Raw genomic sequence first — 14,152 nt, forward strand, 5'->3', positions numbered from 1 at the left:
GTGCGGCGGAGCAGAACCCCAAGAAGTCAGCCACAAGGAGACCGAACCGTGAAGAGCGCCGTGGAGACCCTGAACCCGACCCGGGTTCGGCTCACTGTCGAGGTGCCCTTCGAGGAGCTCAAGGACAGCCTCGACGCGGCGTACAAGAAGATCAACCAGCAGGTCACGGTGAAGGGCTTCCGCAAGGGCAAGATCCCCGCCCGGGTCATCGACCAGCGGTTCGGCCGTGGTGCGGTGCTGGAGGAGGCCGTCAACGACGCCCTCCCGAAGTTCTACACCGAGGCTGTCAACGAGGGCGAGCTCAACGTCCTCGGTCAGCCCGAGGTCGACATCACCGAGCTGAAGGACGGCGAGCTGCTGGCCTTCACCGCCGAGGTTGACGTACGCCCCGAGATCGAGATTCCGGACTACTCCGGCATCGAGGTCACCGTTGACGCCCTCGAGGTCAGCGACGAGGACGTCGAGAAGGCCGTGGAGCAGCTCCGCGAGCGCTTCGCCTCCACCAACCCGGTCGAGCGCGCCGCCGCCGAGGGCGACGTCGTGACGATCGACCTGCAGGCCGAGGTCGACGGCGAGGTCCTGGAGGACGGCGTGGCCGAGGGTGTCTCGTACACCATCGGTTCCGGCGAGCTCCTCGACGGCATCGACGCCGCCGTCACCGGCCTGGAGGCGGGTGGCGAGGCCACCTTCACCTCCGAGCTGAAGGGCGGCTCGGCCGAGGGCAAGGAGGCCGAGGTCACCGTCAAGGTCACCGCCGTCGCCGCCCGTGAGCTCCCCGAGCTGGACGACGAGTTCGCCCAGATGGCGAGCGAGTTCGACACCCTCGACGAGCTGAAGACGGACAGCCGCAAGCGCCTCGAGAACACCAAGCAGTTCGACCAGGCCACCCAGGCCCAGGAGCGCGTCCTCGACGAGCTGCTGAAGCTGGCCGAGGTCCCGATCCCGGAGAAGCTGCTCGCGGACGAGGTCCAGACCCGCAAGCACAACCTGGAGCACCACCAGCTCGGTCAGATGGGTCTGACCCTCGACAAGTACCTGGAGATCCAGGGCAAGACGGTCGAGGAGTTCGATGCCGAGACCTCCGAGCAGGCGATCAAGGGCATCAAGACCCAGTTCATCCTGGACGAGATCGTCAACAAGGAGAAGCTGAACGTCAACCAGGAGGAGCTCACCGAGCACCTCATGCGGCGCGCTGCTTCCTCCGGCATGAGCCCCGACCAGTTCGCCCAGGCTGTCGTCGAGGGCGGCCAGGTGCCGATGCTCGTCGGCGAGGTCGCCCGCGGCAAGGCGCTGGCCGTGGTCGTCGAGGCCGCCAAGGTCGTCGACACCAACGGTGAGGTCGTCGAGCTGGAGGACGACGAGGAGGAGGCCATCGAGACGGTCGAGGCCGTCGATGGTGCCGCCGAGGCCGTTGCCGAGGTCACCGAGGAGAAGACCGAGGCCTGAGCCTCGCGCTGAACCCGTACGACGGGCTCCGGACGCTGTGCGTTCGGAGCCCGTCGTCGTATGGCGTACGGTGCCCCACAACCCTTGTGCGGACTGCGGAGCTTGCGCTCCCAGCGAACAGTTGCGGAAGCGGGATGGCGTTGTCCTACCTGCGCGTTAGGGTCCATGAATAGGAAGGGCAGGGGAGTCCCCGCCCACCCGGTACGAAGACGCTGAGACGGCCGGAGCCGTCAGAGACGAGCAGGTGGATACGTGACGAATCTGATGCCCTACGCCGCCGGAGAGCCGTCCCTCGGTGGAGGCCTCGGTGACCAGGTCTACAGCCGACTGCTCGGCGAGCGCATCATCTTCCTCGGTCAGCAGGTCGACGATGAGATCGCCAACAAGATCACGGCGCAGCTGCTTCTCCTTGCCGCCGAGCCGGACAAGGACATCTACCTCTACATCAACAGCCCCGGCGGTTCGGTGACGGCCGGCATGGCGGTCTACGACACCATGCAGTACATCCCGAACGACGTGGTCACCATCGGTATGGGCATGGCGGCCTCGATGGGCCAGTTCCTGCTCACCGGCGGCACCGCGGGCAAGCGGTTCGCGCTCCCGAACACCGACATCCTCATGCACCAGGGTTCGGCCGGCATCGGCGGTACTGCCTCGGACATCAAGATCCAGGCCCAGTACCTGCTGCGCACCAAGCAGCGGATGGCGGAGATCACCGCCCGCCACTCCGGCCAGACGGTCGAGACGATCATCCGCGACGGCGACCGCGACCGCTGGTACACCGCGGAGGAGGCCAAGGCGTACGGCCTCATCGACGAGATCATCACGATCGCATCGGGCGTTCCGGGCGGCGGCGGCACCGGCGCCTGATCCGGTACCCACCGGATCCGGTTCCACCGCCCCGCGCACCTCTCGTACGCCGAGACACCCAGCCACAGAACGCCACCAGGATGGTGAACACCCACATGAACAACTTCCCCGGCGCCTCCGCGAGCGGCCTCTACACCGGCCCGCAGGTGGACAACCGCTACATCGTGCCGCGCTTCGTGGAGCGCACCTCGCAGGGCGTGCGTGAGTACGACCCGTACGCGAAGCTCTTCGAGGAGCGCGTGATCTTCCTCGGCGTGCAGATCGACGACGCCTCCGCCAACGACGTCATGGCGCAGCTGCTGTGCCTGGAGTCGATGGACCCGGACCGGGACATCTCGATCTACATCAACAGCCCCGGCGGCTCGTTCACCGCGCTCACCGCGATCTACGACACGATGCAGTTCGTGAAGCCGGACATCCAGACGGTCTGCATGGGCCAGGCGGCCTCCGCCGCGGCCGTGCTGCTCGCCGCGGGTACGCCCGGCAAGCGGATGGCACTGCCCAACGCCCGTGTACTGATCCACCAGCCGTCCTCGCAGACCGGCCGTGAGCAGCTCTCCGACCTGGAGATCGCGGCCAACGAGATCCTGCGGATGCGCACCCAGCTGGAGGAGATGCTGGCCAAGCACTCCACCACGCCGATCGACAAGATCCGCGACGACATCGAGCGCGACAAGATCCTGACCGCCGAGGACGCCCTCGCCTACGGTCTCGTCGACCAGATCGTGTCGACCCGCAAGCAGGCGGCCACGGCCGTCTGAGATCGGCCTTCACCCCTTGGCACGGCGAGTTCACACCGCATCGGCGGTGTGAACCGTGCCAAGGGGGGCCCGAACGGGGGGCAAGGCAAGGTACCGTCGGATAGAGGCACCAGGAGCCGCTGAACCAAGCTGCTCCCAGGCGAAGGGGAAGCACCTCGTGGCACGCATCGGTGATGGCGGCGACCTGCTCAAGTGCTCGTTCTGCGGAAAGAGCCAGAAGCAGGTGAAGAAGCTCATCGCGGGACCCGGTGTGTACATCTGCGACGAGTGCATCGAACTCTGCAACGAGATCATCGAGGAGGAACTCGCGGAGACCTCCGAGGTGCGGTGGGAGGAACTTCCCAAGCCGCGCGAGATCTACGAGTTCCTCGAGGGGTACGTCGTCGGGCAGGAGCCCGCGAAGAAGGCCCTCTCGGTCGCTGTGTACAACCACTACAAGCGGGTCCAGGCGGGCGAGAACGGCGGCGCGCAGGGCCGGGACGACGCCATCGAGCTGGCCAAGTCCAACATCCTGCTGCTGGGCCCCACGGGCTCCGGCAAGACGCTTCTCGCGCAGACCCTGGCCCGTATGCTCAACGTCCCGTTCGCCATCGCCGACGCGACGGCGCTGACGGAGGCCGGCTATGTCGGCGAGGACGTCGAGAACATCCTGCTGAAGCTGATCCAGGCTGCGGACTACGACGTCAAGAAGGCCGAGACCGGGATCATCTACATCGACGAGATCGACAAGGTCGCCCGCAAGAGCGAGAACCCGTCGATCACCCGCGATGTCTCCGGTGAGGGCGTCCAGCAGGCCCTGTTGAAGATCCTGGAGGGCACCACCGCCTCCGTACCGCCGCAGGGCGGCCGGAAGCACCCGCACCAGGAGTTCATCCAGATCGACACGACGAACGTGCTGTTCATCGTGGGCGGTGCCTTCTCCGGTCTGGAGAGGATCATCGAGTCGCGGGCGGGTGCCAAGGGCATCGGCTTCGGCGCGACGATCCGCTCCAAGCGGGAGATCGAGGCGAGCGACCAGTTCCAGGAGGTCATGCCGGAGGACCTGGTGAAGTTCGGGATGATCCCGGAGTTCATCGGCCGGCTGCCCGTCCTCACCTCGGTCCACAACCTGGACCGTGAGGCACTGCTGCAGATCCTCGTCGAGCCGCGCAACGCGCTGGTGAAGCAGTATCAACGACTGTTCGAACTCGACGGTGTCGAGCTGGACTTCGACCGCCCGGCCCTGGAGGCCATCGCCGACCAGGCGATCCTGCGCGGCACCGGCGCGCGTGGTCTGCGGGCCATCATGGAGGAGGTCCTCCAGTCCGTGATGTACGAGGTGCCGTCCCGCAAGGACGTCGCCCGCGTCGTCATCACGGCGGACGTCGTCCGCAACAACGTGAACCCGACCCTGGTCCCGCGCGAGCCGCGGACGATCGGCAAGGGTGATGACGGGCGGCACGAGAAGTCCGCGTAGCGGTTCGTGAACGCAAGGGGCGCCCGGCCAGGTGGACTGGCCGGGCGCCCCTTTTGCCGTTCTGTGCTTGCTACTTGGCCTCGACGCGGATCTCGTTGCGGAGATCCGTCGTGAGCTTGACCGCAGTGTCCTTGTCCACGTTCTTGGTGACGTCGCCGGGGGACACCATCGCCATGGTGCTGAAGTCCGACCAGGCGCAGAACCAGTCGGTCTTCTCCTTGCCGGTCTTGGCGTCCTTGGCCTTGGCGGCCTGGCACTTCATGATGCCGTTCTTGAAGCCGGAGGGAGACACCTCCTCCGGTTCGCCGAGCAACTCGGTGTCGTTCTTCGAGTTCTCGGACGCGCTCTTCTTCAGCGTGGCAAAGAATGTGTCCAGCGCCTTGGCCGGGTCCTTGACCTTGCCGTACGCGCCGAGATAGGTGATGTTCTTCGCCGTGGCGATGTCGGGCATGGTGCTCGGGTCGCTGGGGTCGTAGTTGCTGAGATCCGCGGTCGAGTAGATGCCGGTGACGGTCTTGCCGTTCTCGATGCCGCTGGACGTCAGTTCCTTCGTGGTCTTGTCGTCCTGCTTCACGCCCGAGTTGTCACCGCCGAAGCGGTTGTACTCGCCCAGCACCTTCGCCGGCGTGGTCAGCTTGTGCGGCCCGTCGTCGCTGAGCGTGTCACCACTCCCGCCTGACGTCAGGAAGTACACCCCGCCCGCGATGACCGCCAGTGCCACGACCGCGCCGCCGATGATCAGGCCGGTCTTTTTCTTCGGCTGGGCCGGGGGGAACGGGGGCTGGCCGCCGTATGCCTGCTGGCCGCCGTAAGGGGGCGTGGGCGGCTGCTGGCCGTACGGGCCCGGCTGCTGGGCCTGTGGGTAGCCGTAGCCCGGCTGGGGCTGCTGCGGCGGGACACCCTGGGGGGCCTGCTGGGGGTACCCGTAACCGGGCTGGCCCTGCGGCGGACCCTGGGGCGGCTGGCCGCCGTACAGGCCCGGCTGCTGGCCGTACGGGCCAGGCTGGCCTTGCGGCTGCTGCCCGTACGGGTCGGGCTGGCCCTGCGGCGGCTGGCCACCGTACGGTCCGGGCTGGCCCTGCGGAGGCTGCCCGCCGTACGGGCCCGGCTGGTTGTAGCTCATCTGCGGTGTCCCCTGTTCGGAAATGCTCATCGGAATGCTTATGCGTTCCGAACATCCTGGCGGAAGGTCCACCGCCGCGGAGCACCGGGAGTGACACCGTTACCGAACAAACCGGTTTCAGTGCATGACTGTGACGGCCCTAAACTGTCCCCCGTGACCGAGAACACTCAGCAGACGCCAGCCAGCAACCCCGAACTGCCGACCCAGTACGCACCGGCCGAGGTAGAGGGGAAGCTGTATGAGCGCTGGGTAGAACGTGGTTACTTCGAAGCCGACGAGCACAGCGAGAAGCCGCCGTACTCCATCGTCATCCCGCCGCCGAATGTCACGGGCAGCCTGCACCTGGGGCATGCCTTCGAGCACACGCTGATCGACGCCCTCGTCCGGCGCAAGCGCATGCAGGGCTTCGAGGCGCTGTACCAGCCAGGAATGGACCACGCCGGCATCGCCACCCAGAACGTCGTCGAGCGTGAGCTCGGCAAGGAGGGCAAGTCCCGCCACGACCTGGGCCGCGAGGCGTTCGTCGAGCGCGTCTGGAAGTGGAAGAACGAGTCCGGCGGCCAGATCTCCGGCCAGATGCGCCGGCTCGGCGAGGGCGTCGCCTGGTCCCGTGAGCGCTTCACCATGGACGAGGGCCTGTCCACCGCCGTCCAGACCGTCTTCAAGAAGATGTACGACGACGGGCTGATCTACCGCGCCGAGCGCATCATCAACTGGTGCCCGCGCTGTCTGACCGCGATCTCGGACATCGAGGTCGAGTACCAGGACGACGACGGCGAGCTCGTCTCCATGACGTACGGGGAGGGCGACGACACCATCGTCGTCGCCACGACCCGCGCCGAGACGATGCTCGGTGACACCGCGGTCGCCGTCCACCCCGACGACGAGCGCTACAAGCACCTGGTCGGCAAGCAGATCAAGCTGCCGCTGACCGGCCGCACGATCCCCGTCGTCGCCGACCACCACGTCGACCCGGAGTTCGGCACCGGCGCCGTGAAGGTCACGCCCGCCCACGACCCGAACGACTTCGAGATCGGCAAGCGCCACGACCTGCCGTTCCTCACGGTCATGGACGAGCGCGCGGTCATCACCGTCCCCGGCCCGTTCGAGGGACTCGACCGCCTGGAGGCCCGGTCCGCCATCGTCGGCGCGCTGCGCGCCGAGGGCCGGATCGTCGCCGAGAAGCGTCCGTACCTCCACTCCGTCGGCCACTGCTCGCGCTGCAAGACCACCATCGAGCCGCGCCTGTCCCTCCAGTGGTGGGTCAAGGTCGCCCCGCTCGCCAAGGCGGCCGGTGACGCCGTCCGCGACGGCAGCGTCAAGATCCACCCGCAGGAGATGGAGAAGCGGTACTTCGACTGGGTCGACAACCTCCACGACTGGACGATCTCGCGCCAGCTCTGGTGGGGCCACCGCATCCCCGTCTGGTACGGCCCGAACGGCGAGGTCGTCTGCGTCGGACCGGACGACGAGGTCCCCACGGGCGAGGGCTGGACGCAGGACAGCGATGTCCTGGACACCTGGTTCTCCTCCGGCCTGTGGCCGTTCTCCACGCTCGGCTGGCCGGAGCAGACCGACAGCCTCGCGAAGTTCTACCCGAACTCCGTCCTGGTCACCGGCTACGACATCCTCTTCTTCTGGGTCGCCCGGATGATGATGTTCGGTCTGTACGTCAACGACGGCACCCCGCCGTTCGAGACCATCGTTCTGCACGGCATGGTCCGTGACGAGTTCGGCAAGAAGATGTCGAAGTCGTTCGGCAATGTCGTCAACCCGCTGGACTGGATGGACAAGTACGGCTCCGACGCGCTGCGCTTCACCTTGGCGCGCGGTGCCAACCCGGGCACCGACGTCCCGATCGGTGAGGAGTGGGTCCAGGGTTCCGCCAAGTTCGCCAACAAGATCTGGAACGCCACCCGCTTCGCCCTGATGAACGGTGCCACGATCGAGGGCGAACTGCCGTCCGCCGACGAGATGTCGGTGACCGAGCGGTGGATCCTGTCCCGGCTCAACAAGACCGTCGCCGAAGTCGACGCGTACTACGACGACTTCCAGTTCTCCAAGCTCAGCGAGGCACTCCGGCACTTCGCCTGGGACGAGGTCTTCGACTGGTACGTCGAGCTGTCCAAGACCACGTTCTTCGCGGGCGGCAAGCCGGCCGAGGTCTCGGGCCGGGTCCTCGGTGAGGTCCTCGACGTGATGCTGCGGCTGCTGCACCCGGTCGTCCCGTTCGTCACGGAGACGCTCTGGACCGCGCTCACCGGCCGGGAGTCCGTCGTCATCGCCGACTGGCCGACCGACTCCGGCTTCCGCGACGACGCCGCCGAGCAGGAGATCGAGCTCGTCCAGCAGGTCGTCACCGAGGTCCGCCGGTTCCGCTCCGACCAGGGCCTGCAGCCCGGCCAGAAGGTCCCGGCCGAGCTCACCCTGACCGGTACGGCGCTCGCCCCGCACGAGGCGGCCATCCGTCAGCTGCTGCGCCTGCAGCCCGCCGGCGACGGCTTCCACGCCACCGCGTCGCTGCCGGTCGCGGGGGCCGTCGTCGCCCTCGACCTGTCCGGCACGATCGACGTCGAGGCCGAGCGCAAGCGCCTGACGAAGGACCTGGGCGCTGCCGAGAAGGAGAAGGCCCAGGCCAACGGTAAGCTCTCCAACGAGGCGTTCCTCGGCAAGGCCCCGGACAACGTGGTCGACAAGATCCGTGGCCGGCTCGCCAAGGCCGAGGCGGACATCGAGCGGATCACCAACCAGCTGGCGAACCTGCCACAGGGCTGATCACCCGCTGAGGGCGAAGCCCCCGCATTCCCGCTGCCGGGAGTACGGGGGCTTCGACCGTCCCCGCGCACGGTCAGGACTCCGGTGACCGGGCGCTGCGCGCGATGTCCGTGTCCATCCGTAGACTGGCCCCGTGAGTGAGCCCCGCCCTTCCGACCGGCACGACGCCTCCGATCCCGACGAGACCTTCGCGGAGATCGTCGACGAAGCGACCCAGCGCGACCCCGACCTGGCGGTGATCGAGGCCGGGAGCCGTACCCTGCGCACCCGCTCGGGACCGCCGCAGGGCCAGGACGTCCCCGTCCGCCCCGCCGACCCCGAGGTGGACAAGGCGCTTCGCGCGGTGGAGCAGGAGCTCGCCGGGCGCTGGGGCGAGACCAAGCTGGAGCCTTCCGTCGCGCGCATCGCCGCGCTGATGGATGTGCTCGGCGAGCCCCAGCGCGCGTACCCCTCGATCCACATCACCGGGACCAACGGCAAGACGAGCACGGCCCGCATGATCGAGGCGCTGCTCGGCGCCTTCGACCTGCGCACCGGCCGCTACACCTCGCCGCACGTCCAGTCGATCACCGAGCGGATCAGCCTGGACGGTGCCCCGATGGACCCCGAGCGGTTCATCGAGGCGTACCAGGACATCAAGCCGTACGTGGAGATGGTCGACGCCCAGCAGCCGTACCGGCTCTCCTTCTTCGAGGTGCTGACGGGCATGGCGTACGCGGCCTTCGCCGACACGCCGGTCGATGTCGCCGTCGTGGAAGTCGGCATGGGCGGCAGCTGGGACGCGACGAACGTCATCGACGCCTCGGTCGCCGTCGTCACCCCCATCTCGCTCGACCACACCGACCGGCTCGGCGCCACGCACGCCGAGATCGCCGGTGAGAAGGCCGGGATCATCAAGCAGGGCGCCACGGTCATCCTGGCGCAGCAGCCGGTGGACGCCGCGCAGGTCATGCTGAAGAAGGCCGTCGAGGTCGATGCCACGGTCGCCCGCGAGGGCATGGAGTTCGGTGTCGTCTCCCGCGAGATCGCCGTCGGCGGACAGCTGCTGACGCTGCGCGGCCTCGGCGGCGAGTACACAGAGATCTTCCTCCCGCTGTACGGCGCCCACCAGGCGCACAACGCGGCGGTGACGCTCGCCGCAGTGGAGGCTTTCTTCGGGATCGGCGCCGAGCAGCCCGGCGCACTCGACATCGACACGGTCCGCCAGGCCTTCGCCTCGGTGATCTCGCCGGGCCGCCTCGAAGTGGTCCGCTCCAGCCCGACCGTCGTCCTGGACGCGGCCCACAACCCGGCGGGCGCCCGCGCCACCGCCGACGGGCTCTCCGAGTCGTTCGGCTTCTCCCGGCTGATCGGTGTGGTCGGCGCCAGCGGCGACAAGGACGTCAAGGGGCTGCTCGAAGCCTTCGAGCCGATCTTCGCCGAGGTCGTCATCACCCAGAACTCCAGCGGCCGCGCGATGGACGCCGACGAACTGGCCGCCGTCGCGGTCGAGGTCTTCGGCAACGACCGCGTCCAGGTCGAACCGCGCCTGGACGACGCGCTGGAGGCGGCGATCACCCTCGCCGAGGAGGAGGACGAGTATGCGGGCGCCGGCGTCCTGGTGACCGGTTCCGTGATCACGGTCGGCGAGGCCCGACTGCTCCTGGGAAGGCACTGACCCGTGCGTACGCTCTGTGCATCGACGCTGATCGGCGAGTTCTTCGTGATCGGCTTCGCCGGACTCGTCGCGATGAAGTCCGACGACCTGACCAACACCACGGTCTGGACGGTCTGCGGCATCGGCATGCTGCTGTCCGTGCTGCTCTGCGGGATGATCACCCGCCCCGGCGGGATGCAGCTCGGCTGGGCGCTGCAGATCGCCCTGGTGCTGAGCGGTTTCGTCGTCCCGATGATGTTCATCCTCGGCCTGGTCTTCGGCGGCCTGTGGTGGGCCTCGGTGCACTACGGCCGCAAGATCGACGAGGCGAAGGCCCGTTGGGCGGCCGCGCAGGAGGCGGCCGAGGCCCCGGCCGGTGGCTGATCCGGCACCCCGTGGCCAAACCCGGCCGCAGGCCCGTCCCCGTACCCCTGTAGCCTCGCTTCACCGCACCCGCATGCCTGCAAGGAGCCGCACACCATGACTCAGCGCACCCTCGTTCTCCTCAAGCCCGACGCCGTCCGGCGCGGACTCGTCGGCGAGATCGTCGGGCGGATCGAGCGCAAGGCCGGCTGGCGGATCACCGCGCTGGAGCTGCGCACCCTCGACCGCGCCACGCTGGAGCAGCACTACGCCGAGCACGTCGGCCGCCCGTTCTACGAGCCGCTCGTCGAGTTCATGCAGTCCGGCCCGATCGTGGCGCTGGTCGCCGAGGGCGAGCGGGTCATCGAGGGCATCCGTACGCTGGCCGGACCCACCGACCCGATCGCCGCCGCGCCCGGCTCCATCCGAGGTGACTTCGGCACGATCACGCGGGAGAACCTCATCCACGCCTCGGACTCCGAGGAGTCCGCAGAGCGAGAACTGAAGCTCTTCTTCCCGGGCCTTTCCTGACCCCGGATCAGCCGAACAGCGCTCATGACCTGGGGCGACCGAATTAATTCGGTCGCCCTTCGGCATAGGGTCCCGGATCGCGGGAACGCATCACTCCGACGTAACGTCACCATGAGTGGAACGGCCACCCGTTCCGCCCACAAGGCGAAGGACCCTCGCGCGGTGTCCGTGCACACGGCACTACGATGGAATCTTCCACGCCCGCAGCGCTCACCTCGCCGACCAGAACAAGCCATCATCGCTTTCTTGGAAGGCCCGACGCATCCTCATGGGGAACAAGGGGAACTCAATGTCGTTCATCGGCCGTGACATGGCTATCGACCTCGGGACTGCCAACACGCTGGTGTACGTCAGGGGGCGCGGCATCGTTCTGAACGAGCCGTCCGTCGTGGCCATCAACACCAACACCGGCGGCATCCTGGCGGTCGGCTCCGAGGCCAAGAAGATGATCGGGCGTACACCGGGCAACATCGTTGCCGTACGGCCCCTGAAGGACGGCGTGATCGCCGACTTCGAGATCACCGAGCGGATGCTCCGCTACTTCATCCTGAAGATCCACAAGCGCCGCTACCTGGCCCGCCCGCGGGTCGTCGTCTGCGTGCCCTCCGGCATCACCGGGGTCGAGCGACGCGCCGTCATCGAGGCATCGACGCAGGCCGGCGCGCGCCAGGTGCACATCATCGAGGAGCCCATGGCGGCGGCCATCGGATCGGGGCTGCCGGTCCACGAGGCCACCGGCAACATGGTGGTCGACATCGGTGGCGGCACCACCGAGGTCGCGGTCATCTCGCTGGGCGGAATCGTCACTGCCCAGTCGATCCGGGTCGCCGGCGACGAGCTGGACAACGCGATCATCCAGCACATCAAGAAGGAGTACTCGCTCCTCCTCGGTGAGCGCACTGCCGAACAGATCAAGATCACGATCGGTTCGGCGTACGACCTGGACAAGGACGAGCACACCGAGATCCGCGGCCGCGACCTGGTCTCCGGGTTGCCCAAGACCGTGGTCGTCTCGGCCGCAGAGGTCCGCAAGGCCATCGAGGAGCCGGTCAACGCGATCGTCGACGCGGTGAAGACCACGCTCGACAAGTGCCCGCCGGAGCTCTCCGGTGACGTCATGGACCGCGGCATCGTCCTCACCGGCGGCGGCGCGCTGCTGCGCGGACTGGACGAGCGGCTGCGGCGCGAGACCGGCATGCCGATCCACATCGCCGAGGACCCGCTGGACTCGGTGGCGCTCGGGTCCGGCAAGTGCGTCGAGGAGTTCGAGGCGCTCCAGCAGGTGCTGGACGCCCAGCCCCGCAGGTAGCCGGCACAGCCCGGCCCACAGGTAAACAACACATCAGTCTGCTGTGCGGACCACTGCTGCTCCGTACGGCCGATCGTTGATATACAGGCACGAACATTCCGACGAGGAAGGCACGGCCGCCGCACGTGAGGGACACACGAGAGAGCCGGCTGCTCCTGGTGCTGCTGATCGCCATCGCATTCGCATTGATCACGGTGGACATCCGCGGCGGCGAGGAGTCACCGGTGGACGGCGCCCGGCGGGCCGCCGCCACGGTCTTCGGGCCGGTTGAGAACGGCGTCGCGGCAGCCGTCGACCCGGTGGGCAACGCCATAGGGGCGGTACGCGACTCCGGTGCACGGCACAACCGGATCGCCGAGCTGGAGCAGCAGAACGCCGCGCTCAAGACGAAGCTCGGCAGCGACGACCAGAACCGCAACCGGGTCCGCGAGCTGGACCGGATGCTGAAGAAGTCGGCCGCCGGACAGTACGGCATCAAGGCCGCCGAGGTCATCGCCATAGGAGCGGCCCAGGGCTTCTCCTGGACGGTCACGATCGACGCGGGCTCCAACGACGGCATCAAGCGCGACATGACCGTCATCAACGGCGACGGTCTCGTCGGCCGGATCACCACCGTCGGCCCGGATACCGCCACGGTGCTCCTGGCCAACGACCCCGACTTCACCGTCGGCACCCGTATGGAGAAGACCGACGAACTGGGCTTCGCTACCGGCCAGGGCTCCCAGCCGCTGTCCGTCCAGTTCCTCAACGGCAAGGCCAAGGTGAAGAAGGGCGACCGTCTTGTCACCTTCGGCTCCAGCAAGAACAAGCCCTTCGTGCCCGGCGTCCCGGTCGGCGAGGTCGTCCGCGTCGACCCGTCCGGTGGCGGCCTGACCCGTACCGTCTATGTCCGCCCGTACGTCGGGTTCACCAAGCTCGACATCGTCGGCATCGTCGTCCAGGCCCCGCGCGAGGACCCCCGCGACATGGTCCTCCCGAAGGCGCCCGCCAAGCCCGCCAAACCCAAGCCCACCCCGACCGTCACTGTCACGATCTCGCCCAACGGCGACATCGTCGACACCGACGGCAACGTCGTCGGGAACGTCAACGAGAGCCCGGACCCCAGCGGAAGCCCGAACCCGAGCGGCAGTCCGAATGACACACCGAGCGCCGGCAACGCGGTAGACGAGCAGAGGTAGAGCTGATCCCCATGCGCTTGAACCGGACTCTGCTCTCCATCGTCCTGGTCGTGGTCGCCCTCGTCGTCCAGGTCTCCGTGCTCGCCCGCCTCCAGCTTCCCGGCGCCGTGCCCGACCTGTTGCTCCTCGTCGTCCTCGGACTCGCCTTCGTGTACGGGCATGTCAGCGGTGCCCTCATCGGCTTCGGCGCGGGACTCCTCGCCGACCTGGCGCCACCCGCCGACCACGCAGCCGGACGCTACGCACTGGTCCTCTGCGTCATCGGCTACTTCGCCGGACTGGTCAAGCCGGAGAACGGGCAGCTCAAGTCGGCCTTCGTGCCGATGGTCGCGGTAGTCGCCGCGGCGATCGGCTCGACGCTGCTGTACGCGCTCGTCGGCGCGCTCGTCGGGGACACGGCGGCCCGTCATGTGGGCCTCGGCAGCCTGCTGTTCACCGCCGCCGTCTACGACCTGCTCCTCGCGCCGTTCGTCGTTCCCCTGATCATGGCGATCGCCAGACGCACGGTGAACGATCCGCTCGCCGACTCCTCCGGCGGCGGCGACGTCGCCGCTGGCTGGCTGGCCTCCGGCACCGGACTGCGGATCGGCAGCCAGCGCGGCGGACTGCGCGTCAAGGTCGCCCGCAACCGAGCGGCACGCGCCGGACGGATCAAGGGAGTCAAGCGACTGTGAGGCCGCACCACAGCGGGGACACCCCCCGTA

The 14,152-nt window shown here is 68.0% G+C and carries 12 protein-coding genes; 11 read left to right on the forward strand and 1 reads right to left on the reverse strand.

Annotation, left to right across the window (positions count from 1 at the left end; translation table 11 throughout):
* Window positions 1-48: 48 nt before the first annotated feature.
* From tig to clpX, 4 genes are all read left to right on the forward strand, one after another.
* Window positions 49-1,446 carry a trigger factor gene (gene tig, locus NRF20_RS30205; protein ID WP_398628726.1) on the forward strand — a complete coding sequence of 466 codons (1,398 nt, stop codon included), beginning with the start codon at window positions 49-51 and terminating at the stop codon, window positions 1,444-1,446.
* Between the two features lie 264 nt (window positions 1,447-1,710).
* Window positions 1,711-2,316 carry an ATP-dependent Clp protease proteolytic subunit gene (locus tag NRF20_RS30210; RefSeq protein ID WP_266365601.1) on the forward strand — a complete coding sequence of 202 codons (606 nt, stop codon included), beginning with the start codon at window positions 1,711-1,713 and terminating at the stop codon, window positions 2,314-2,316.
* Window positions 2,317-2,396: 80 nt separating this feature from the next.
* Window positions 2,397-3,077 (forward strand): ATP-dependent Clp protease proteolytic subunit, encoded by a 681-nt coding sequence (locus tag NRF20_RS30215; RefSeq protein WP_093898221.1) that lies wholly within the window; start codon window positions 2,397-2,399, stop codon window positions 3,075-3,077.
* Window positions 3,078-3,234: 157 nt separating this feature from the next.
* A complete protein-coding gene (gene clpX, locus NRF20_RS30220; RefSeq protein ID WP_266361525.1) occupies window positions 3,235-4,533 on the forward strand; it encodes an ATP-dependent Clp protease ATP-binding subunit ClpX in 1,299 nt (432 codons plus the stop codon).
* 70 nt (window positions 4,534-4,603) lie between these two features.
* Here the strand turns inward: clpX and NRF20_RS30225 are convergent, their stop codons facing one another.
* Complete coding sequence (locus NRF20_RS30225; RefSeq protein WP_413754622.1) at window positions 4,604-5,656, reverse strand: hypothetical protein; 1,053 nt, start codon at window positions 5,654-5,656, stop codon at window positions 4,604-4,606.
* Window positions 5,657-5,809: 153 nt separating this feature from the next.
* Here NRF20_RS30225 and NRF20_RS30230 point away from each other — a divergent pair, with 153 nt between their 5' ends.
* From NRF20_RS30230 to mreD, 7 genes are all read left to right on the forward strand, one after another.
* A complete protein-coding gene (locus tag NRF20_RS30230) occupies window positions 5,810-8,431 on the forward strand; it encodes a valine--tRNA ligase (protein ID WP_413753660.1) in 2,622 nt (873 codons plus the stop codon).
* A gap of 133 nt (window positions 8,432-8,564) precedes the next feature.
* Window positions 8,565-10,088: a bifunctional tetrahydrofolate synthase/dihydrofolate synthase gene (gene folC, locus NRF20_RS30235; RefSeq protein ID WP_398628724.1), complete on the forward strand. Its 1,524-nt coding sequence runs from the start codon at window positions 8,565-8,567 to the stop codon at window positions 10,086-10,088.
* A gap of 3 nt (window positions 10,089-10,091) precedes the next feature.
* The gene (locus NRF20_RS30240) at window positions 10,092-10,451 is read left to right on the forward strand and encodes a DUF4233 domain-containing protein (protein ID WP_266361528.1); all 360 of its coding nucleotides are present in this window, start codon (window positions 10,092-10,094) and stop codon (window positions 10,449-10,451) included.
* Window positions 10,452-10,547: 96 nt separating this feature from the next.
* Window positions 10,548-10,961, forward strand: a complete 414-nt coding sequence (ndk, locus tag NRF20_RS30245; RefSeq protein WP_093898216.1) for a nucleoside-diphosphate kinase — start codon at window positions 10,548-10,550, stop codon at window positions 10,959-10,961.
* Between the two features lie 289 nt (window positions 10,962-11,250).
* On the forward strand, window positions 11,251-12,270 hold the full coding sequence (locus tag NRF20_RS30250) for a rod shape-determining protein (RefSeq protein ID WP_266361529.1): 1,020 nt from the start codon (window positions 11,251-11,253) through the stop codon (window positions 12,268-12,270).
* Between the two features lie 125 nt (window positions 12,271-12,395).
* Window positions 12,396-13,448 carry a rod shape-determining protein MreC gene (gene mreC / locus NRF20_RS30255; RefSeq protein WP_398628722.1) on the forward strand — a complete coding sequence of 351 codons (1,053 nt, stop codon included), beginning with the start codon at window positions 12,396-12,398 and terminating at the stop codon, window positions 13,446-13,448.
* 11 nt (window positions 13,449-13,459) lie between these two features.
* Complete coding sequence (mreD, locus tag NRF20_RS30260) at window positions 13,460-14,122, forward strand: rod shape-determining protein MreD (protein WP_383037261.1); 663 nt, start codon at window positions 13,460-13,462, stop codon at window positions 14,120-14,122.
* Window positions 14,123-14,152 lie beyond the last annotated feature (30 nt).

The organism is Streptomyces sp. R-74717, assembly GCF_047305335.1.
GTDB classification, from domain to species: domain Bacteria; phylum Actinomycetota; class Actinomycetes; order Streptomycetales; family Streptomycetaceae; genus Streptomyces; species Streptomyces atratus.